General features: G+C 59.3%; 22 protein-coding genes, 1 tRNA gene and 2 pseudogenes. 14 read left to right on the forward strand and 11 right to left on the reverse strand.

The features are described from left to right. The first annotated feature begins 24 nt into the window (after positions 1–24). On the forward strand, positions 25–552 hold the full coding sequence (locus tag M5B43_RS08050; protein ID WP_248749591.1) for an XRE family transcriptional regulator: 528 nt from the start codon (positions 25–27) through the stop codon (positions 550–552). A gap of 60 nt (positions 553–612) precedes the next feature. Here M5B43_RS08050 and M5B43_RS08055 read toward each other — a convergent pair whose 3' ends face one another. Further along, positions 613–1,629 carry a DUF4917 family protein gene (locus M5B43_RS08055; protein ID WP_248749592.1) on the reverse strand — a complete coding sequence of 339 codons (1,017 nt, stop codon included), beginning with the start codon at positions 1,627–1,629 and terminating at the stop codon, positions 613–615. A 123-nt stretch (positions 1,630–1,752) separates the two neighbouring features. Between M5B43_RS08055 and yiaY the strand changes: the two genes are divergently transcribed. After that, positions 1,753–2,901: an L-threonine dehydrogenase gene (gene yiaY / locus M5B43_RS08060; RefSeq protein WP_248749593.1), complete on the forward strand. Its 1,149-nt coding sequence runs from the start codon at positions 1,753–1,755 to the stop codon at positions 2,899–2,901. A gap of 108 nt (positions 2,902–3,009) precedes the next feature. After that, positions 3,010–3,684 (forward strand): NAD(P)H-binding protein, encoded by a 675-nt coding sequence (locus tag M5B43_RS08065; protein ID WP_248749594.1) that lies wholly within the window; start codon positions 3,010–3,012, stop codon positions 3,682–3,684. Positions 3,685–3,715: 31 nt separating this feature from the next. Here M5B43_RS08065 and M5B43_RS08070 read toward each other — a convergent pair. Next, positions 3,716–3,886, reverse strand: a pseudogene (locus tag M5B43_RS08070) (DMT family transporter); the annotation flags it as partial. Positions 3,887–3,939: 53 nt separating this feature from the next. Between M5B43_RS08070 and M5B43_RS08075 the strand changes: the two are divergent. The 4 genes from M5B43_RS08075 to M5B43_RS08090 all read left to right on the forward strand — a co-directional run bounded on the left by M5B43_RS08075 (position 3,940) and on the right by M5B43_RS08090 (position 6,632). Beyond that, complete coding sequence (locus M5B43_RS08075; protein WP_248749595.1) at positions 3,940–4,869, forward strand: LysR family transcriptional regulator; 930 nt, start codon at positions 3,940–3,942, stop codon at positions 4,867–4,869. An 11-nt stretch (positions 4,870–4,880) separates the two neighbouring features. After that, positions 4,881–5,297, forward strand: a complete 417-nt coding sequence (gene fos / locus M5B43_RS08080) for a fosfomycin resistance glutathione transferase (RefSeq protein ID WP_248749596.1) — start codon at positions 4,881–4,883, stop codon at positions 5,295–5,297. Positions 5,298–5,344: 47 nt separating this feature from the next. Continuing rightward, positions 5,345–5,986, forward strand: a complete 642-nt coding sequence (locus M5B43_RS08085) for a LysE family translocator (RefSeq protein ID WP_248749597.1) — start codon at positions 5,345–5,347, stop codon at positions 5,984–5,986. A 118-nt stretch (positions 5,987–6,104) separates the two neighbouring features. Further along, on the forward strand, positions 6,105–6,632 hold the full coding sequence (locus tag M5B43_RS08090) for a DUF4142 domain-containing protein (RefSeq protein WP_248749598.1): 528 nt from the start codon (positions 6,105–6,107) through the stop codon (positions 6,630–6,632). Between the two features lie 55 nt (positions 6,633–6,687). Here M5B43_RS08090 and M5B43_RS08095 read toward each other — a convergent pair whose 3' ends face one another. Beyond that, entirely contained in the window at positions 6,688–7,113 is a 426-nt protein-coding gene (locus tag M5B43_RS08095) for a low affinity iron permease family protein (protein ID WP_248749599.1), read from the reverse strand. Between the two features lie 176 nt (positions 7,114–7,289). Between M5B43_RS08095 and M5B43_RS08100 the strand changes: the two genes are divergently transcribed. Next, positions 7,290–8,072, forward strand: a complete 783-nt coding sequence (locus M5B43_RS08100) for a GNAT family N-acetyltransferase (RefSeq protein WP_248749600.1) — start codon at positions 7,290–7,292, stop codon at positions 8,070–8,072. On the opposite strand, the gene M5B43_RS08105 is transcribed toward M5B43_RS08100, so the two are convergent. The 3 genes and pseudogenes from M5B43_RS08105 to M5B43_RS08115 all read right to left on the reverse strand — a co-directional run bounded on the left by M5B43_RS08105 (position 8,073) and on the right by M5B43_RS08115 (position 9,896). Beyond that, complete coding sequence (locus M5B43_RS08105; RefSeq protein ID WP_248749601.1) at positions 8,073–8,573, reverse strand: methylated-DNA--[protein]-cysteine S-methyltransferase; 501 nt, start codon at positions 8,571–8,573, stop codon at positions 8,073–8,075. Positions 8,574–8,657: 84 nt separating this feature from the next. Beyond that, positions 8,658–8,930: pseudogene (locus tag M5B43_RS08110) on the reverse strand (hypothetical protein); the annotation flags it as partial. 72 nt (positions 8,931–9,002) lie between these two features. Then, positions 9,003–9,896: a LysR family transcriptional regulator gene (locus M5B43_RS08115; protein ID WP_248749602.1), complete on the reverse strand. Its 894-nt coding sequence runs from the start codon at positions 9,894–9,896 to the stop codon at positions 9,003–9,005. A 96-nt stretch (positions 9,897–9,992) separates the two neighbouring features. Here M5B43_RS08115 and M5B43_RS08120 point away from each other — a divergent pair, with 96 nt between their 5' ends. Next, a complete protein-coding gene (locus tag M5B43_RS08120; protein WP_248749603.1) occupies positions 9,993–11,156 on the forward strand; it encodes an MFS transporter in 1,164 nt (387 codons plus the stop codon). Next, positions 11,153–12,352: an MFS transporter gene (locus M5B43_RS08125; protein ID WP_248749604.1), complete on the forward strand. Its 1,200-nt coding sequence runs from the start codon at positions 11,153–11,155 to the stop codon at positions 12,350–12,352. Before M5B43_RS08120 ends, M5B43_RS08125 begins: the two co-directional genes overlap by 4 nt. A 121-nt stretch (positions 12,353–12,473) precedes the next feature. Here M5B43_RS08125 and M5B43_RS08130 read toward each other — a convergent pair. From M5B43_RS08130 to M5B43_RS08145, 4 genes are all read right to left on the reverse strand, one after another. After that, positions 12,474–12,547: transfer RNA gene (locus tag M5B43_RS08130), tRNA-Gly, on the reverse strand. Between the two features lie 131 nt (positions 12,548–12,678). After that, the gene (locus tag M5B43_RS08135; protein ID WP_248749605.1) at positions 12,679–13,563 is read right to left on the reverse strand and encodes an alpha/beta hydrolase; all 885 of its coding nucleotides are present in this window, start codon (positions 13,561–13,563) and stop codon (positions 12,679–12,681) included. Positions 13,564–13,867: 304 nt separating this feature from the next. Beyond that, the gene (locus tag M5B43_RS08140; RefSeq protein ID WP_248749606.1) at positions 13,868–14,560 is read right to left on the reverse strand and encodes a pseudouridine synthase; all 693 of its coding nucleotides are present in this window, start codon (positions 14,558–14,560) and stop codon (positions 13,868–13,870) included. Beyond that, the gene (locus M5B43_RS08145; RefSeq protein ID WP_248749607.1) at positions 14,550–14,762 is read right to left on the reverse strand and encodes a cysteine-rich CWC family protein; all 213 of its coding nucleotides are present in this window, start codon (positions 14,760–14,762) and stop codon (positions 14,550–14,552) included. The genes M5B43_RS08140 and M5B43_RS08145 overlap by 11 nt, the downstream gene beginning before the upstream one ends. 289 nt (positions 14,763–15,051) lie before the next feature. Between M5B43_RS08145 and M5B43_RS08150 the strand changes: the two genes are divergently transcribed. Both M5B43_RS08150 and M5B43_RS08155 read left to right on the forward strand, forming a co-directional pair. After that, on the forward strand, positions 15,052–15,390 hold the full coding sequence (locus tag M5B43_RS08150) for a hypothetical protein (protein WP_248749608.1): 339 nt from the start codon (positions 15,052–15,054) through the stop codon (positions 15,388–15,390). A 162-nt stretch (positions 15,391–15,552) separates the two neighbouring features. After that, entirely contained in the window at positions 15,553–15,987 is a 435-nt protein-coding gene (locus tag M5B43_RS08155) for a DUF3757 domain-containing protein (protein ID WP_248749609.1), read from the forward strand. A gap of 4 nt (positions 15,988–15,991) precedes the next feature. Here the strand turns inward: M5B43_RS08155 and M5B43_RS08160 are convergent, their stop codons facing one another. Further along, on the reverse strand, positions 15,992–17,104 hold the full coding sequence (locus M5B43_RS08160; protein WP_248749610.1) for an enoyl-CoA hydratase/isomerase family protein: 1,113 nt from the start codon (positions 17,102–17,104) through the stop codon (positions 15,992–15,994). Between the two features lie 136 nt (positions 17,105–17,240). Here M5B43_RS08160 and ung point away from each other — a divergent pair, with 136 nt between their 5' ends. Together ung and M5B43_RS08170 are read left to right on the forward strand one after the other, a co-directional pair. Continuing rightward, positions 17,241–17,933, forward strand: coding sequence for a uracil-DNA glycosylase (gene ung / locus M5B43_RS08165; RefSeq protein ID WP_248749611.1), 693 nt, complete (start codon positions 17,241–17,243; stop codon positions 17,931–17,933). 228 nt (positions 17,934–18,161) lie between these two features. Beyond that, positions 18,162–20,192, forward strand: coding sequence for a hypothetical protein (locus M5B43_RS08170; protein WP_248749612.1), 2,031 nt, complete (start codon positions 18,162–18,164; stop codon positions 20,190–20,192). The last annotated feature ends 197 nt before the right edge of the window (positions 20,193–20,389 follow it).

Raw genomic sequence — 20,389 nt, forward strand, 5'->3', positions numbered from 1 at the left:
TTCTGCATGGATTAACCGCAGCGCATGTCTATCCGTTTGAAATTATTGAGAAAAAAACTTGGCGTGACCCTGGAAACCCTGGCTGAAAAGTCGGGGATGACCAAGAGTTATCTGTCGAAAGTCGAGCGCGGGCTCAATACGCCCTCTATCGCTGCTGCGCTGAAACTCGCCAAAGCGTTGAACGTAAAAGTCGAAGAACTGTTCAGCGAAGACAGCGTCAGCCTCGACAGCTACAGCCTGGTACGCAGCCACGAGCGGCCTGACACTTCGCCGGGTTACGCGGTGTTGGCGCACCAGGTCAGTGAGCGCAGCCTGTTGCCTTTCATCATCTATCCGCCGGCGGAGTTCACCGACAAGACCTTCAAGGAGCATCTTGGGGAGGAGTTTCTGTTTGTGCATGAAGGCCAGGTAGAAGTGGATTTCATGAACGAACGGGTAATTCTGGAACGCGGGGACGCGCTGCATTTCAACGCGCAGAAACCCCACCGGCTTCGCTCGGTTGGGGCGGTGCAGGCGCAGTTGTTGGTGGTGGTGCACAGTTCGGAAGAATGACCGCGATGGATGCTTGAATGCAGTCAATGTGAGAGGGGGCCTTGCCCCTCCCACCGTTGATCAGTGCTCTACCGGTACCGACAAGGCGGGGTTGCCCAGCGGATGTGTCCGCGCCGTAAAGAATTTCAGCTCTGCACCGCAGCCCTCAAATAACGCCGAATACCGCTGCTTCTGCTGGCGAATAAACCCATCGCTGCGCCCCGAAACCGAGATCGCCAGGGTGGTGAGTCTGGCCTGGCGAATCGCATCCACCAGGTGTTTATCCTGCGGGCCAAGGTCATGGCCGAAGATGCACAGTGCGCCCTCATGGGTGAGCAACTGCTCATAACAGAACGACAGGTAATCCGAACTGCGGATGGTCTTGAGCTTCTCCTCCACCTTGCCCTCGCTGACAAACAGCGGCACATCATCCAGGGTCTTGATCGTGTTGTTGATCGCAAAACTGCTGAGCAAGGTGCTGTCGGTGGACGGCAGTTTGCGCGCCGTGCCATCGAGGTTGCGCACCAGGTGCAGGCCACCATGCAGGTACAAAATGCGCGTGGCGTCAGTGCGGGTATCGCGCAGGTCGAAGCTGGCATCGGCGCTGCGGAACAGGTCTTCGATACCGGGCGTATGCAGGATCGCCCAGTAGTTGAGCAAGTCGTAGTTGCTGGTGAATACGCTGGCGTAGTTCGCCAGCTCACGGTTGATCGTCGCCAGCGTCGATGGCTGCACCAGTCGCCACGGGATATGCACGGCGTGGATCGTATTGATCAGCGCTTCCTTGATCGCATAGTAGCGATTGCGCGGTGCCGCCGAGCTGACCGCCAGGGCTTTGTTGACCCGGCTGGTGGTTTTCAGCGCGCCAAGGGCTTGCTCGAAACTGCGGGTTTGCAGGGCGTCAAACACGCTGAGTTCGGATTGGCTCAGGGGTTTTTCTTCGACGGTACGGGCGTTTTCGAACAGCGAGTCGTAGGCAAAGTCTTCCCAAATCGCCCGGCTGGCGCCGTTGCCGATCAGAATCCCACTGAAATCGATGGCACTGCGCAGTGCGCTCCAGTCTTCAAGGTGGGCGTCAATATCCTGGAAATCCTTCATTGCGGCGGGTCTACTCGAAATCGTCTGGAGCGGGACTTTATCACGAGCAGGGGTTGATCTTGATCAAGATGCACCCGGCGCTGTGGGTGGATTCTGTCGGCATAACGCCTCTGAGGATTCGCCATGAGCAGCACCTTCTTCATTCCCGCCGTCAACATCATGGGCAGTGATTGCCTCGACGAAGCGATGGTCGCCATCCGCAACTACGGTTTTCGCAAGGCCCTGATCGTCACGGATGCCGGCCTGGCCAAGGCGGGCGTTGCCGGCATGATCGCCGAGAAGCTGGCGATGCAGGACATCGACTCGGTGATCTACGACGGCGCCAAGCCCAACCCCAATGTGGAAAATGTCGAGAACGGCCTGGTGTTGTTGCAGCGAAGCGCCTGCGATTTCGTGGTGTCCCTGGGCGGCGGCTCGCCCCATGACTGCGCCAAGGGGATCGCCCTGTGCGCGACCAACGGCGGGCATATCGGTGACTACGAAGGCGTCGACCAATCGAGCAAGCCGCAACTGCCGCTGGTGGCCATCAACACCACTGCCGGCACCGCCAGCGAGATGACCCGTTTCTGCATCATCACGGACGAGACCCGCCACGTGAAAATGGCCATCGTCGATCGTAACGTCACGCCGTTGCTGTCCGTCAACGACCCGGCGCTGATGATCGGCATGCCCAAGGGCCTCACCGCCGCGACCGGCATGGACGCCCTGACCCACGCCATCGAAGCCTACGTGTCCACCGCTGCCACGCCGATCACCGACGCCTGCGCGATCAAGGCCATCGAACTGATCAGTGCCAACCTGCGCCTGGCCGTGCGCGACGGCAGCGACAAGGTTGCGCGGGAAAACATGGCTTACGCCCAGTTCCTTGCCGGCATGGCATTCAACAACGCGTCCTTGGGTTTCGTGCATGCCATGGCTCACCAACTGGGCGGCCTGTATGACTTGCCCCACGGCGTGTGCAACGCGGTGCTGCTGCCCCATGTGCAAAGCTTCAATGCCAGCGTCAGTGCCCATCGCTTGAGCGACGTTGCGCGTGCGCTCGGCGCAGACATCAAGGGCATCACGGCGGAAGAGGGCGCCCAGGCGGCCATCGCGGCGATCCGACGCTTGTCCCAGGACGTGGAGATTCCAGCCGGCCTGCGCGAACTGGGCGCCAAGCTGCAGGACATCCCGCTGCTGGCCACCAATGCGCTGAAGGATGCGTGTGGGCTGACCAACCCACGGCGGGCCGATCAGCGTCAGATTGAAGAGATCTTTCGCAGCGCGTTCTGAGACGGGCAGTCGCAAGGCGCAAGCGTTAAGCTGCAAGCTGCTAAGGTGTGAGTCTCGCACTGCGTTCAACTTGAGCATGAAGCTTGCGGCTTGCCGCTGAGGTCCCTTATGAGAGTTCTATTATTCGGCGCTACCGGCATGGTCGGCCAGGGCGTGCTGCGCGAGTGCCTGCTTGCCCCTGACGTGCAGGAAGTCGTCGCCGTTGGCCGTACGCCCTTGACCCAAGAGCACGGCAAGCTGCATCAGGTGTTGCACAGCGACATGCTGGATTTCCAACCGCTGGAAAACCTGTTGCAAGGCTTCGATGCGTGTTTCTTCTGCCTCGGCGTGTCGTCGGCGGGCATGGACGAAGCCCGCTATACCCACCTCACTTATGACCTGACCCTGGTGGCTGCCAGCACCTTGGCGCGACTCAACCCGCACATGACATTTATCTATGTGTCCGGCGCGGGTACTGACAGCTCCGAGGGGGGCAAGTCGATGTGGGCGCGGGTCAAGGGCAAGACCGAAAATGCCTTGCTGCGCCTGCCGTTCAAGGCGGTGTATGTGTTTCGGCCGGGGATCATCCAGCCGTTGCATGGCGTGCGTTCGAAGACGCCGTTGTACCAATCGTTCTATAGCGTGCTCGGGCCTGTGCTCTCGTTTGTGCGGCGGGTAAAACCGGGTTGGGTGGTGAGCACCGAGACCGTCGGCCGTGCGATGTTGCAGGCCGCGAGCCAAGGTGCGCCGCAGCCGGTGGTGGAACAGGCCGAGATCAATCGCCTGGCCGTTGAGCGTCGTTGATATTGCACAGGCGCCGGGTGTCTGGAGCTGATCAGCCGGCCGTTGCCAGCGTGCGAGCCGGGGTGGCGCTGAACTGAATGAACGCCACGCCTGCGATCAACAACAATGCCCCCAGCACTCGCGGCATGGTCAGCTGGCGCTCCACCAGGCCGAACAGGCCGTAATGGTCGAGCAGTAAAGCGGCCAGAATTTGCCTCCCAGAGGTTTTGCTGGACTCTAGGCTATTCGTCGCGCAAATTTAAATTCCTGTTTCTTATGCTGGCCATGCAGCTGATGAATGATTTGCGCCGCATCGACCTCAACCTGTTGGTGGCCCTGGACGCCCTGCTCAGTGAGCAACACGTCACGCGGGCTGCCGAGCGCCTGCACCTGAGCCAGCCGGCGGTTAGCCATGCGTTGGCGCGCTTGCGCGACATGCTCGGTGATCCGCTGCTGGTGCGCCAGGGCGGCACGCTGGTGCCGACTGCCCGTGCCTTGGAACTGGCGGCACCGCTGGCCGAAGCCTTGGCCCAGGTGCAGGCGTTGCTGGCGCCGAACCAGTTTGACCCGACGTCGGCCAAGCGCCGGTTTCGTCTGGCGATGTCGGACTACAGCGCGGCGATTTTCCTGCCGAAGCTGGTCCGTGTCTTACGGCATGAAGCGCCTGGCATTGACCTGCAAATCATCCAGGCCAGCCGTGAAGGCATGGTCGACGGCGTGCTCAATGGCGATCTCGACCTCGCCGCCGGGGTCTTTCCCGATATGCCCGCCGAGTTACACACCACGCCCTTGTTCGCGGAGCATTACACCTGCCTGGTGGACCGCCACAGCCTGCCGGCCAGCGGCATGCTCGACCTGCCTACCTACTTGTCACGCCCCCATGTACTACTGGAGATGCGCGGCAGCGGCACCCCGGAAATCGAGCGGGCGTTGGCAGCGATTCGTGAGCGGCGGCATGTGGCGGTCAGCCTGCCGCACTGGGGCGTAGCGCCGCAGTTGATTCAGGGCACGGACCTGATTTTGACCGTATCGTCCCGCGGCTTGCTGAACATTGATCACGCGCAGCTGTTGGCTGTACCACCGCCATTTCATATTCCATCGTTTGCCTTTGAGCTGGCGTGGCATGCACGGCGGGGTGGGGATTCGGGCTTGCAGTGGTTGATCGGGCAGATGCAGGGTGTATTGTCCGAAGGTCACCGAGAATAAGGAAAGTCCACATGCTCTCAGGTTTCAACCACCTGACCCTGGCCGTGACCGATGTGCCGCGCAGCGTCGAGTTCTATCAAGACCTGTTGGGTCTTTGGCTCGACGCCACTTGGGACAACGGTGCCTACCTCTCCTTGCCTGGGCTCTGGCTTTGCTTGTCGCTGGACCCCTTGCGCGCAAGTGCCCCGAGAGCCGATTACACCCATTACGCCTTTACCGTCGATGCGGGTCACTTCGCCGCGTTGGTCGAGCGCCTGCAAGCCGCCGGCGTACGCGAGTGGCGCGACAACCGCAGCGAGGGGGCGTCGTTTTATTTCCTCGATCCCGATGGCCACAAGCTGGAAGCCCATGTCGGTCACTTGGCTTCGCGCCTGCAGGCGTGTCGCGAAAAGCCCTATGCCGGCATGACGTTTTACCCGCCGCACTGAAACATGCAGAATCAATCGCCCTTGCACGCCTTTCAGAGTGTCTGCCCATGACTCCATCCTTGCTGTTCGCCGTCCTCGCGTCGGGGTTTATCTACGGGATTACGCCCGGCCCGGGGGTATTGGCCGTGTTCGGCATTGGTGCCGCCCGCGGCCGCCGTGCCGGAGCAGGTTTTCTGTGTGGGCATTTGCTGGGCGACGTGGTGTGGTGCAGCACCGCGCTGATTGCGATTGTGGGCGCGCGGGAAGTCGGCAGCACGGCGTTTGACGTGTTGGGCGTACTCAGCGGCTTGTACCTGTTCTGGCTGGGCTGGCGTGCGATTCGCACCCAGCGCCGCAGCAGCGATGCTCCCCAAGGTGCGGCGCGACACCCGTTCTGGCATGGCATTCTGTTCGGCCTCACCAACCCCAAGGCCTACCCGGTTGCGGTGGCGACCTTTACCGCGTTGCTGTCCAGCCGTGCCGAGTTATTGACCTGGTCGATGCTGCCGTCACTGATCGTCCTGAGCTTTGTCGGCGGCCTGTTGGCCTACGCGATCCTGATCGGCGTGGTCGGCGCCCAGCGGGTACGCACGGTGTATCAGCGTCATGAAGTCCTGATCACCCAACTCTGTGGCGTGATGTTTATCGGCTTCGCTATCAACGCCTTGGCGCATGCATTACCTGGCCTGTTCGGCAGTAAACCGGCCTGACGTGGCAACGACCGTTCGTCGTACGGGCAAGTTTTTTCTAAACCTTTATCGCGCTGAAAATTCGAACTCAGAGCGGGGTGTCGTGCCCGCACCTATTTTTGCCCTGGAGGAACCCATCATGAGCCGCATGGCTATCCGGTTACGCACCGCCAGTTTCGCGATGCTGCTGGGCCTCGGCGCCAGCAATGCCTTCGCCCAGTCGCCGGCCGAATTCATCGAGCAGGCTTCGGCCAAGGGGATGGCCGATATCGAAACCAGTCGCATGGCCCACGCCAAAACGTCATCCCAGGAAATCAAGGATTACACCATCGAGGTCATCAACGAGCGCACGTTGGCCAACCAGCACTTGGCGGCGATTGCCAAGAAGCTCGACCTGCCGGTGGCTGCGCGGGAGAAAATCGTTGATAAAGCCCAAACCCTGATGCCCGAACTGAAGGAGGGTGACTCTTTCGACGCGGCCTACACCGCCCAGCAGGTCAAGGAAAACGAAGACGCCATCGCCCTGTTCAAACAGGAAGGCGCGGCATCCGATGTGCCGGAAATAAAGGCGCTGGTGGATGAGACCTTGCCCAAGCTGGAAGAACGGCTGCAAAAAGCCCGAGCCCTGGCGTCGACTTACGGTAAAGGTCATCAAGGCGACGGTTGAGTGTGTCACTTGAAATAACAAACGGCGGTGGATGCTTATCCAACCGCCGTTTTTTTTACGCCTGGTTCAGGTCCGTCTTGGACTGGCCCCCAGGGTCGGGCGCGGCGCCGCAATCGCTGTTCAAACTCACGGTGTCGGTGTTGCCGATGCTGCGATAGGCCAGGCGCAGTTTTTCCAGCTCCTTACGGTCCAGGGCATCCAGGCCGAGCACGGCATTCTGTGCATCCTTGGACACACGCAACAGCTCATCGATCTTGATATGCAGGATGTCGTTGTCGCGGTTTTGCGTGTTCTGGATCAGGAACACCATCAGGAAAGTGATGATGGTGGTCGAGGTGTTGATGATCAGTTGCCAGGTGTCGTTGTAGTGGAAATACGGCCCGCTCAGACTCCACAGTAAAATCAGTGCGACGGCGGCATAGAACGTCCGGGCACTGCCTGCCCAGCGGGAGAGTGATTGTGAGATTGCGGAGAATTTCATGACCGTTTCCTTAAAGGTGGCTGATGAAAATACTGACCGCAGGCACGCTCTGAAATTTCTTTTTACAACTGACGATTTGAACCCATGGGTGCGTTTTTTTACCGGACAGTTGGGAGTGGGCCTACGGCGCTCGGCAGCCATGAGCGCAAGACTGGGTTTTTACCTGGATACTCCCCATGCAAGCGGCTGTTACCGATGACCTGTGCACGCTTTATCACCAGACTGAAGACCATTTTTTTGCCGCGACGTGTCCGCTGCATCACCGCTATAGCGCCGGCGTCAATGCTTATTTCACCGATGAATATGCCAATCCGTTCAGTTTGTTGTTTATCCGGGTAGGCAGTGCGCCGTTGGGTGAGGCAATGGCTGCGCCCTTGGACTTGATCCGCCGAACCCAGCAGGCGGTACGCATAGTGATTCATGAGGGAAAGGTCGAGGAGGTACACGAGGCGTTGACGGCGCTTGGCTTTCTGGCGGCCGAAACGACCATCGCGATGGCCCTCGAACTGTCGCGCTTTGCTCCATCGATGAGCGAGCACGGTGTGCAGATCAGCCTGACTCGAAACCTGGAGGACTGGGCAGCCCCCATTGGCAGTGCGTTCTTGATGCGGCCCGAGGATGTTGCGCATTACCAGGCTCGGCACCAGTGTGCATTGGACGGGGGCCAAGCGCTTGAGCACTTCACCTTGTCCGTCGAGGGGCAGTGCGTATGTTCGTTGACGCTGTCGCTATGTGATGGGGTGGCTCGGCTTAACGATGTGGGAACAATCAAGGCGTTCAGTGGAAGAGGCTACGCCACCCGATTGATTCAAGCGGCACTGCTTCATGCCTCCAGCCTGGGCGCCCAACGATGCTTTCTTGAGGCATCGTTGGACGGTTGCTCGCTGTATCGCCGGTTGGGTTTCGAGACGTTATTCGAGTATCGGGCTTTTATCCGTGGGCCCGTCGCAGGCCCGTGATCAGAACGCCATTTTTTGCTGGCCGCGATGCTCCAGCGTCAACAGATATTGCTTGGCCTTGAGCCCGCCGGCAAACCCGGTCAGGGTTCCCGAGGCACCGATTACCCGATGGCAGGGCGCAATGATCGAGATCGGATTGCGCCCGTTGGCGGCGCCCACCGCTCGCACGGCTTTGGGGTTACCTATCTGCTGGGCGATCTGGCTGTAGCTGCGGGTTTCGCCGAAGGGGATGGTCAGCAGCGCCTGCCAGACTTGCTTCTGAAACGCTGTGCCGGTGAAGTCCAGTTCCAGCTCGAACTGGCTGCGAGTACCGGCGAAGTATTCCTTCAACTGACGCGCGGTTTCCAGCAGCACCGGGCTGTCGTGGGCTTCGCGCAACTCGCCCAGGCGCACGCGGTTGTCGCGCTCGACTTCCCACAGGATGGCGCTGAGTTTGCCGTTGCGCGCCACCAGGGTGAGTTCACCGACAGGCGAAGGCATGAGTGTGTATTCGTAAGTCATGAGCAGGCTCCTCGGAGGTGAGCGTTAAAGGCTACGACGCTACGGTAGAACGCCCCGCAGGCTTGGAAACTACGTTTCTTGCGGTCAAATTCTTTTGCCGTCAGAGCTTCTAGTAAACCCAACTTGAATAGTACGGATACCCATAGAGCCAGGAGACCCCCGAGCGGCTTTTTCTTCCGGGTGATTCAGTACATATTCATCGATGCGATTGAGCAGATACCCGGCAGCGTGATATTGAGCTTAGGTGCAGCCGGCATATTGGGGGTTGGCCGCGTGCAAGGTGGCTTGTTGGGCGACGGGAATCGGCGCTCCATCCTCTGCGAGCGTTTCGAAATGATCAACACTCTTCCTACCGATGATCGATGACCGACGTTTCGGTGAGCGTTGAATGAAGTGTATGAGCGCACAGGAAGGGCGCTGTCGAAGGTCTTACGTGCTGGGTAATGACTGCCCCAGAACAGCGAGAAACGCATCCGCCAATGCATTTTTTCTGGCCGTCGGCGTCAGCACCAGTAGTTGCGCACACGCATCAGCTTCCAGCATCGGCTTATACGTCACGCCTTTGTTCATCAGGCTCTGCGTACAGTCGGGCACCAGTGCCACGCCTTGCCCGGCGGCGACCAGGGCAATGATCGAGGTGATCTGCCGCCCGGTCGGTCCGGTGCGCAGGGGCACACCGTGATGCCGGAACAACTGCTCGATGGACTGGTTCAGCCCCGAGCCGTAATCCGCTGGAAACAGTATCAACGGATAAGCACTGAGCTGCGCCAGGCTGACAGCCGGCCGGCGGGCCAAAGGGCTGTCGCTGGAGACCGCCGCCACCAGGCGTTCCTCGCCAAGGGAGCGTGCCTGCACCGCCTGGTTTTGCGGCAACAGGCGACTCAAACCGATATCCAGGCGCCCATCCGCCACTTGCGCGCCCAAGCTGCCGGAGGCGCATTCCACCAAGGTCAACTGCACCTCGGGAAAGCGCTGGGCGAATGCCTGGATCGTCTGGCTGAACAGGTCCGACAGGGCGATTGAGCTGACGTACCCGAGTGCCAATTGGCCTGCGGTGCCCGCCGCCAACTTGTCGGCGATGACTCGCGCCAGTTCAACTTGCTCCAACACGCCACGTGCATAGGGCAAGAACGAACGGCCTTGCGGGGTAAGGGAGACCGCACGGCTGGTGCGATCAAACAGCTTGAATCCGAGCTCCGTCTCCAGTGCTGAGATCTGGCGGGTCAATGGTGGCTGGGCCAAATGCAGGCGAAGTGCTGCGCGGCCGAAGTGCAGTTCTTCGGCGACCGTCAGAAAGTAACGCAGCTTGCGCAGGTCGATCATCCTGATCCTTAGGGTATCAATCGGTCGAAATTCGGTATTGGTTTAAGACCTGTCGGCCATTCTATAAAGACCTCACAACATAAAACGAGAGGTTTCATGAAACCGCGCCTGCATTGTGCCCGTCTTGCCCTGTTCCTGTGTGGATGCGCGGCGTTTCTTAATCTCTATGCCACCCAGAGCATCCTCGCGACCTTTGCCACCCAGTTTGATATCAGCGCCAGGGCGGCGGGCTGGAGTATCACCGTCACCACACTGGCCGTGGCGATCACCGCGCCGTTTGTCAGCCGCCTGACCGGGCGTTTCGAGCAACGCACAGTGATCGCCGTGGCCGCGCTGTTGTTGGCCGTGCCCGCCCTGATGACCGCCTCTGCCGACAGTTTTGCCGAAGTGCTGGTGTGGCGGTTTGTCGAGGGCATGTTGATCCCTGTGGTGTTTGCCACCAGTGTGGCGTATATCGGCGACCGTTGGAGCGGCGCGACGGTGACCGAAGTCACCAGCCTCTATGTGGCGGGCACCGTGTTGGGCGGGTTTGCCGGACGCTTCGTCACTGGCGTGATGACTGAATACGTCGGCTGGCGCGAAGCCTTTGAATGGCTGGCCGTGCTGAGCCTGATGGTCGGTGGGTTCATTCAGTTTTTATTGCCCGCCAACCGGCCGCGAATCGAGCGACTCAAAAACTCGTCTTCAGGCGTTTTTCGCACGCCGTTGCTGGCCGCATACGCCGTAGGTTTTTGCGTGCTGTTCTCCCAGGTCGCGGCGTTTACCTACGCGGGGTTGTACCTTGGCCAGCCACCGTTCAACTGGGGGCCTGCGGCGTTGGGCACGTTGTACATGGTGTTCCTGCTGGCCCTGATCGTGATCCCCATCGCCGGTCGCCTCAGCAAAGCCCGACCTCACGCCGAGCTGCTGGCTGGCGCTGCCGTGCTTGGCGTCAGTGGTTCAGCGCTGACACTGGCACCGCCGCTGTGGTGCATCGTGGTGGGCCTGGCGCTCAGTTCCACCGGTGTGTTTCTCGCTCAGGCCGCGGCCAATGCCTTCATCAGCGCCACCGCCCACGGCAACAAGACGGGGGCCGTGGGCGTTTACCTCACGTGTTATTACCTGGGCGGCAGCTGCGGTGCCATGGTTCCCGCGCTGATCTGGGAGCGCTGGGGCTGGGTGGGCTGTGTGGTGCTGATCATCGGTTTTCAACTACTGACCCTGCTGATCGCCCTGACCGGCTGGAAGCGCCTTGAACCTGAACTGATCCCAACACCATGAACGACACTGTCGCCGTGCCAGCCCGTGACACCTCCACCCGCCGCCGCTCACTAATCGCCGGCTGCAGCGCCCATGCGGTACACGATGGCCTTACCGACGTTATCTACGTGCTGCTGCCGATCTGGCAGGCACAGTTTGCGTTGTCCTACGCCCAGGTCGGCCTGTTGCGCGGCGCTTACTCCGGGATGATGGCTGTGTTCCAGTTGATGGCCAGCCGCGCCGCCAAACGCTGGGGGCGCGTCCCCCTGTTGGTGGGGGGCACCGCGCTCGCGGGTATTGCTTACTTAGTGGTCGGGCAAACCACCGGGTTGGGCATGTTGCTGCTGGCGTTGCTGCTGGGCGGTCTGGGCGCGAGCACCCAACATCCACTGGCCTCCTCGATAATCACCGATGCGTACGAGGACGGGGGCGGGGTCAAGCAAGCGTTGTCCCACTACAACTTCTCCGGCGACATTGGCAAAACCCTGATCCCAGGCGTGGTCGGCCTATTGCTGACGGTCATCAGTTGGCGCGCCAGCGCCACGCTCCTGGGCCTGCTCGGCCTGGCAGCGGCGGGGCTGCTCTGGTGGTGGCTTCCTGCTCAAGCAGCCGAACCCATCGGCACAAAAAAAACCAAGCCGCTCAGCGGCACCGGCTCCGCCGTCGGTTTGCGTGCACTGGTCCTCACCGGCACCCTCGACAGCGCCGTGCGCATGGGCTTTCTCACCTTCCTGCCGTTCCTGCTGCAAGCCAAAGGTGCGGGCACTGCCGGCATTGGCCTGGCCCTGACGCTGCTGTTCATCGGCGGCGCGTTCGGCAAACTGTTCTGCGGCTACCTCGGCACCCGTATCGGCATGATGAAGACCGTCTGGCTGACAGAAACCAGTACGGCGCTGCTGATCGTTGCTGCGGTGTTCCTGCCGTTGACGGGGTTGATGGTGATGTTGCCGCTGCTGGGCTTGGTGCTCAATGGCACCTCTTCGGTCCTGTACGGGGCCGTGCCGGACCTGGCCGGCACGGGTAAGCGTGAGCAGGCATTTGCGGTGTTCTACACCGGCACGATTGGCGGCGGTGCAGTCGCGCCGGTGGTGTTTGGCGGGCTTGGGGATGCGCTGGGCGTCACGATGGCGGTCATGGTGCTGGCGGGGATGTTGTGGGTGACGTTGCCGTTGGCGTGGGTGGTGCAGCGGGGTTGTACGCCCCAACGAGTGGAGTGATTCGCGACACATGGGCCCAACACCGGAATCCCAAATTTCAAGCAAAAAAAACCGGCCACCAAGGGCCGGTTTTTTTTGCCTCTCCCGTCAGGAACAACCTGACGCAAGTGCAAAATTTGAGTGGAGCGGGTAGAGGGAATCGAACCCTCGTCGGAAGCTTGGGAAGCTACTGTTCTACCATTAAACTATACCCGCTCAGAGCGGCTGACTTTGTACCAGATGTTTGCCCGGATTTGAAGTTTTTCTTCGAAAAATGTGTGGGTTGCGTGTGGCGAAGGCGCTGGCTCCATCGCGAGCCAGTGCCTTCGCCACAGCAAGCAATCACTTCAAATCGCATAGGCATGCTGCGTTTGGTCCTGCTGATAGCGCAACCGGCTGGCCGGTCGCTGCGATTTCAAAAAGCCCACCACCGCCTCACGGCTATCCCGGCAGGCCGCTTTATGCTCCATATCCAGGAAATGCCCTGTTGCCTGGATGGTGCTGAAGCTGCTGTTCGCCACATGCTGGCCAAACAGCTTGGCATCCTGGGCGCTGGTGTATTCGTCCCACTCACCGTTCAAGAACAGCACCGGGATATCGATCTGCCGGGCCGCCTTGAGGTAACACAGGCGATCGCTGTTGAGCACATGGCTGATGTGAAAGTGCATCTGCCCGTATTCGTGTTCGGCCAGGCTGCTGACGTGGCGGTAGTTGAAGCGTTTGAACAGCGACGGCAAGTGCTTGCCGATGGTGTTGTTGACCAGGTGGCCGACGCGATCGCGATCGAGGTTGCCGAGGTAGTCGACGCCACGTTCGAGATAATCACGCATGGGCGCATTGATCACCGGCGAAAACGAGCTGATCACGGCCTTTTCCACGCGGCGAGGCCGGTGCGCAAGGGCGACCAGGGTGGCAGCACCGCCCCAGGAGAAGGACAACACGTGTTCGGCGGCGAAGTGGTCGATGAGCTCCAGGAGGATCTGGCCTTCAACTTCCTTCGTCAGCATATGCTCATGGCGATTGTGGATTTTTGAGCGGCCAGCGTAAGGCTGGTCGTACAAAACCACATTGAATTGCGGGTACAGGCTTTTTACGGTTTGGGCGAAGGATGCCGTGGTGGCCATGGAGCCGTTGACCAGGATAATGGTCTTGACAGCAGCGCTCGCGCGATAGAACTCCGTGTAAACCCGATACTGACCCTGTATATCCAACACAGCGATTTCTGGCCTCATGTCATAAGACTCCTGGCAAGCGGGTAGGGCGCGCAAATCACTCTGCACGAGCTTTGTGACAGGTAGGCATACGCCTGGAAAATGAGCGCCCATGTCGGTCCGATAACGGCTGGCCGGCAGGTGTTGTTATGGCGGGCTGTTTGCCTGAGGGGCCCGTAGATCAAGCGCGGGCAGGGCAAAGTGTTTCTTGGAAATTATGGGTGACTCATCAGTCATAATTTGGCTGACGGCTTGATTCAAGCAGGTGAGGCGCCTGCTCGCAAGGCAATAAACTGGTTTTTCGCCATCATCGGCCGAACGGTCGTCAGACCTGTCGGATTTCGTTTTCGCTCAACGCTCGATACTCGCCTGGCGCCAACGCACGGTCCAACGCAAGTGGCCCCATCCGCTCGCGATGCAGGCAGACGACCTTGTTGTTGAAGTGCCCGAACATGCGTTTCACCTGGTGATAACGCCCTTCGACAATGCTTAAGCGCGCACGCGTTGGCCCCAGCAACTCCAATTGGGCGGGCTGGGTGGTGAGGTCCTCAAAGGCAAAATACACACCCGTGGCAAACGTCGCTGCGTACTCGGGCCCGATCCGTTGTTCAGTCTCCACGAGATAAACCTTGGGCAGCTTGGTCTCGGGTTGCGTCAGGCGCCGCGACCACTGGCCGTCATTGGTGATCAGCATCAGGCCGGTGGTGTTGAAATCCAGACGACCGGCGATATGCAGCTCGGCCTTGTCCGGTTCATCCAGCAGGTCCAGGACCGTGGGGTGTTGCGGGTCCGAGGTGGCGCTGACGCAGCCTTGGGGTTTGTGCAACATGAAGTAGCGCGCCGGTTTGCCCGGCTGCAGCACTTCACCGTCAACGCAGACACGGCTGAACTCGCGAACTTCATGATGGGGGTCGCTGACCGCCACACCGTCGACGCTCACCCGGCGCTCTGCCAGCAGTAGACGTACTTGCTGGCGATTGAAGCGCGGCAGGTTGCTGAGGAAGCGATCAACGCGCATCGCGGCTGCGCAACTGTTCGTCCACTTGGGCACAACGTGGGCAGAGGCAAGCCTTGTTACGCACCTCGTCAGGCAAGGCTTCGAGCACCGCCGGATCAAGGGTGACGTTGTAGCACCAACAGGCTTGATCGGCGGTGCGTGGGTCGGCCAGGGCACAGTCGTTGCGGGCGCCGCAGGCGGGGCAAAGGGTGGGTGTGGTCATGGCAGGGTTCAGGCGGTATCGGGCGGGGCCTCGGAAGTCCCTGCACGATACAGCGCTGCTCAGTCCCGTTCCAGCATCACGACCCGCTGGCCGACATTCGCTCACCCACCGCAACCTGAACCTGCCGGAGATCGCCCGTGATAGGGCTGTCGATGAAACAGATATTTCTAGTTGTGTCTGAAACGCACCAGATTCGGTTTTTGATGTCAGATATTTCGTCATCCAGTGAAAGCTGAATGCCGCCCTCCAGCGTCGCTGGAGGTGCTCTTCCGCGGTCCAGGAGGCCGCCATGTATCGACGACTGCTGCTTATCGCTTTGTTCGGCCTGACGCTTTCAGCGTGCGTGCCCTATTACGATGGAGGCGCCACCTACTATCGCTCGGAGGTCTACACCGCACCGGCGCCAGCCTATTACTACGGGGGCCCGACGTATTACCCGTATGGGCGTAGCTACTACGCGCCATCGCCTCGCTATTATTCGGGGCCGCGGTACTACCAGCCGGCACCGCGTTACTACCCACGGCCCGCTTACCGGCCCTATCCGAACCAGGGCTGGGGTAACCGCTGGGGCAATGGCGGGCAGGGCCGTGGTTCCGACCATGGAGGTGGCCGCGGCGGTCATCGTTGAAATGTTTTGAAAGCAAGCGGCGCATGAAGCGCCGCTTTTTTGTGTGTACGGTTTATTCTTACTGTCAGATTTAACAGCTATCTTTGGGGTTTCAGATGTATTTCACTACGGGAAAAGTCATTGTTTTTGTCCTGTAGAGCGAATGGGCGAACGGAACTCCCTATGTTCAAACAACTGATTTTCCTGCTCTTATTGATGAGCAGCGTGATTGCTCAGGCGAGCGCTGAGCAAGGTTGCCCGTATCCGTCGACGATCAAATACGTCGCTGGCCGTTTTCAGACGTCGGATAAAACGGTGCGGTGGCTAAGCCCAAAGGTCGAGTACCGCGACTTTATCGACCTGTTCATCGGCGCAGTATTCACGCCGGGAAAGGGGCAGGAACGGGAAAACGGCTACATGGAGAAGTGCCTCTATCGTACTGGCAGCGGCGAGGTTACGGCCTTGAGGCCGGACTTGCTGGACGTCGTGACCAACATGTCGTTAAAGGAGACGTTTTACTGGCAACTCGGCACAGATGTGCTCGACCAACCCGTGTATCTGTGCGAAGACAGACAGCCGGACAACTGCGCTTTCACGGTCAACGACAAACGGCATTGACCTGTCAGTAGTCGGACAAGTCTGCCAGAGGGTTCCTACCTTCCCATGCCTTGTTGAAGTGCGCCTGCACCACCGCTTCCGGGAGTGCGTTGATATCCGGCCAATGCCAATGGGGCGTCTGGTCCTTGTCGATTAATCGCGCCCTTACCCCTTCGGCGAATTCCGGATGACGGCAACAATTGAGGCTCAAGGTGTACTCCATCTGAAACACTTGGGCCAAAGACAAATGGCGGGCGCGTTGGATCTGCTCCCACACCAGGTGCGCCGTCAGCGGGCAGCCTTCACTGAGGGTTTTGCCTGCGCGGCTCAATAGCGGGTCGGGGTGCTCGCGTAGCAGGCTCAAGGCGCGCCAGGCGCACTGCACATCACCGACATCCAACCATTCGTCGATCTGCGCACGACGCGGCAACCACTGCGCTTCGGGTTGCTGGCGGGTGGCTTCCTGGGCGAGCGCCTTGAGCAAGCTATTGAGCTGTATCGGCGTTTGTTCCTGCCAATTGAGTTGCAGCAACCCCTCAATCAGTTCGTCCAGTTGATCATCGCGCAGGAAACGGTCGGCCAGGCCCAGGTCCAGGGCATCACGGCCGTTGATGTGCGCGCCGGTGAGGCCCAGGAACAAGCCGAGCTTGCCCGGCAGGCGTGAGAGGAACCAACTGGCACCCACATCCGGGTACAGGCCGATGCTGATCTCGGGCATGGCCAAGCGGCTGCTCGGCGTGACGATGCGCACGGACGCGCTTTGCAACAAACCCATGCCGCCGCCCAGTACATAGCCGTGCCCCCAACAGATCAACGGCTTGGGGTAGGTGTGCAGGCGATAGTCCAGGCGATATTCGGCGGCAAAAAACTGCGCGGCCAGGGCCGGTACTTCGCCGGGTTGCTCTAGGCAGGCCAGGGCCAGGCTGCGCACTTCACCGCCGGCGCAAAAGGCTTTGGGCCCATTGCCGCGTAATAGCACGCAGGCGATGTTCGGGTCTTTGGCCCAGGTATCCAGGCGTTCCCCCAGGGCCAGGATCATCGGCAGGGAGAGGGCGTTGAGCGATTTTTCAGCGTCCAGGCTGGCGATGCCAACGCGGGCACCGTCGCTGCCGGTCAGTTCTTCGAAGTGCAGGTTCATCATGACCTCAATCGGGACAGTGAAGGATCAGTATGATCGCTTCGTAGGAAAGTGCCGGTGGCGTGTCAGATCAATTGACAAGCGGGGTCGGCTTTCCTAGGGTTCGCCTCATTCTTTTTTACAAGACAATTGAACTATGACCGATGGCGACCGTATCAAACTCGAACCCAGCTGGAAACACGCCCTGCGCGATGAGTTCGAGAAGCCCTACATGGCTCAATTGCGCGAGTTTCTGCGCCAGGAACATGCTGCTGGCAAAGAGATCTACCCGCCCGGCCCGTTGATTTTCAACGCCCTCAATTCAACACCCCTGGACAAGGTCAAGGTGGTGATCCTCGGCCAAGACCCCTACCACGGCCCTGGCCAGGCCCACGGCCTGTGCTTCTCGGTACAACCGGGCGTGCCGGCGCCGCCGTCGCTGGTCAATATCTATAAAGAACTCAAGCGCGACCTGAACATCGACATCCCCAACCACGGCTACCTGCAACGCTGGGCCGACCAGGGTGTGCTGATGCTCAACACCACCATGACCGTGGAGCGCGCCAACGCCAACGCCCATGCGGGCAAAGGCTGGCAGTTCTTTACCGACCGAATTATCGAAGTGGTCAGTGAGCATCAGCCGCACCTGGTGTTCCTGCTGTGGGGCGCCCATGCTCAAAGCAAGCAGAAGCTCATCGATGCCACCAAGCATCTGGTGCTGACGTCGGTGCATCCGTCGCCGTTGTCCGCGTATCGCGGGTTTCTGGGGTGTGGGCATTTCAGCCGGACCAACAAGTTTCTTGAGCAAAGCGGTGAGACACCGATTGATTGGGTGTTGCCGCCTGTCTGATATGTGCGAGGCGTGCTATGCCGTCTCACATCTGCAATTCGATGATTCGAAAGAATTTTATCGTTCTGGCCAGGCTGAAAAAAACTGCAGGGGACGCAGCACCTGTTAGTTCTGACAGTATCCGCTTGGGGGCAAATTGCCTTAACTACTCTCCGTGATCTTTGGATGGGGTCAGTACCCTTTAGGTGGTCGAGGGCCTCAACCTGATAGTCGTCTAGGAGAGTCGATATGTCTGAGTACGATCCGCTTAACCCACCTTCCAGTCGTGGCACAAAAGCAGGTGTGCTGGTCCTGGATGCACCTGTTGCACCTGATGCATTAGAGCTTGAGGCAGATGACCGCGGTCATATAATACCGGTGTTTTTTCAAAGTACAGGGCTGAGGGTTGAAGTGCCTACGTTGTGGCCCGGCAATAATGTACTTGATCCAGGGGATGTCACTCTTGTCCAGTGGTTCTGGGGGGGCGAGATGTTTGATGAGAAGAGGCTGGAGGCGCCTTATGATGCTAGCGACCTGCCTGACGTTGACTCTCTGGTACCTCCCCATCTCATGGAAGTACCCGGCCTGCATAGATTGCGCTACGAGGTCATATTAAGAGAATCAAGTGGTAACCCAGGGGAGCCTTCGTTTTCGACAATATTGGACAGTGACAAGGTTGGGCCAAATAACGGCTTGCGTGGTCCGCGTTTCCAGTTCCCGCAGGTCATCGAAGATGACGGCGTAACGGATGCATATCTGGATGATCCCGCAAATCAAGATAGGGTGACAGCTACCATTGATTCGATCTGGCCGGATATACGCCTGGGTGATGGGGTAGAGGCCTCTTTAATACCGTTGCCTTTTCTGAAGCCCTTGCGCAAACGTCCACGCCATTCGGACATCGTTGCCACCACCACCATTGTTCAAGCGCACAAGGATGGAACTCTGCCCATTGAGGTTCATTTCCCAGGTGACGTTCTTCGCGGTCTTGCCAACCGAGAATACAACGCTCAGTACTATTTGAGAGATCGTTCGGGCCGTGAATCGGGACCTTCCCGTACCGCTCCTTTGCTAATCAATCTGATGCCTACCCCTATCGATCTGCGGCCTGTTGAAATTCCGCAGTTGGATGACGGGCGTATCACCCTCAGTGACGCCCGTGCTGACGGCGGGGTATTCATGAATATCCGCGAACTGTTCGGCTCCACAGGGGGCGATCGTCTCCTACCGTCATGGGATCTTATTCCGCTGGACCCTATCCCGATTGCTGCTATTCAGAATTGGCCTATCAAAGTGCCGATTCCCTATTCGGTGTTGGCCTCCGGCGGTTACGAGTTTGTTCCTGGGATTGTGAGGGCGGAATACCGCTGGCAAAGAGGGAATGCCCCTTCCAGGCCATCGATCACCCGCTTTGCTGCTGTGGATCTGACGGTTGCCGGACCGGTGAGCCCGAATAACCCAGACCCTATCAACCTATTGCTGGACGTGGTGACAGTGAAGGGGGTAGATGGTGACAACCAATTGACTATCAACGACGAGGGTAAACCGGTACGCGTGATTACCTCGTTGTATGGCGCGCCCGATGTTGGTCAAACGTTGGAATTAATGGCGGGAAGCTTTCCCGGGCCCATCGCGACCTACACCGTACAAGCGGGGGATAGCGCGGGTCAGGAAATTGAGTGGTTGGTCGACTGGAACATCATTGAGTTTTTAGAGCCAGGTTGGGTTCCTTTCTTTTACTGGACCTTCAATGGGGTCAACCGGCAACGCGCGTCAGACACGCCGGTAATGGTCAATATCGTGCGGCTCGTCGGGCTAAAACCGCTTGAGTATGTAGGAGTCGAGTACGGACCCGGTCCTGGTGCCGGGTTTATCAACTGTGCTCTGCGACCTTGGGCCAACGGCGCCGGCGTTAAAATACCTGGGGATATAGATCTCTTGGACGGCGGCGATGAGGTGATTTTGGATTGGGCCAGTTATGCGAACCCTAATGGTTCTGCCGGTGGTGTCATTCCTGAAACGATCAAGTCCTTCAGCCATACGCTGACGCCACAAGAAGCCCGTGATGGGTATGTCTTTCAGGTTCCGTTTGACCCCTACATCTTGCTTCCGGGGCTGATCAAGCCACCAGAAGGGCAAACCCACCCTCGGCATGGCTCTGCGATTGCGCGCTACCAGATCATCAAACCGGCAGGTGCAGGCATGGGATATTCCGAGCGTAGGTTGGTGTTTATCTCACTGATCCGGCCCAACTTACCGCCTTGCGTGTCGGACGATTAGGCGTAGTGGAGAAGGAGGTAATGCGCTTGTAATGGAAGAGATGCTCGTGGTGGTGAGCATCACAGTTGAGCCGTAAGGGGAACTGTCAAGTTTGACAGTTACGCGTTAAAGGGAAATGCCATTAAATGAATGAGACGCCAGCAGGTTTGCCAATTCAGACCTCTGCAGGGTCGGTATACGTTTAGAAAATGACACCC

Source organism: Pseudomonas sp. MWU15-20650 (assembly GCF_023242475.1).
GTDB lineage: Bacteria > Pseudomonadota > Gammaproteobacteria > Pseudomonadales > Pseudomonadaceae > Aquipseudomonas.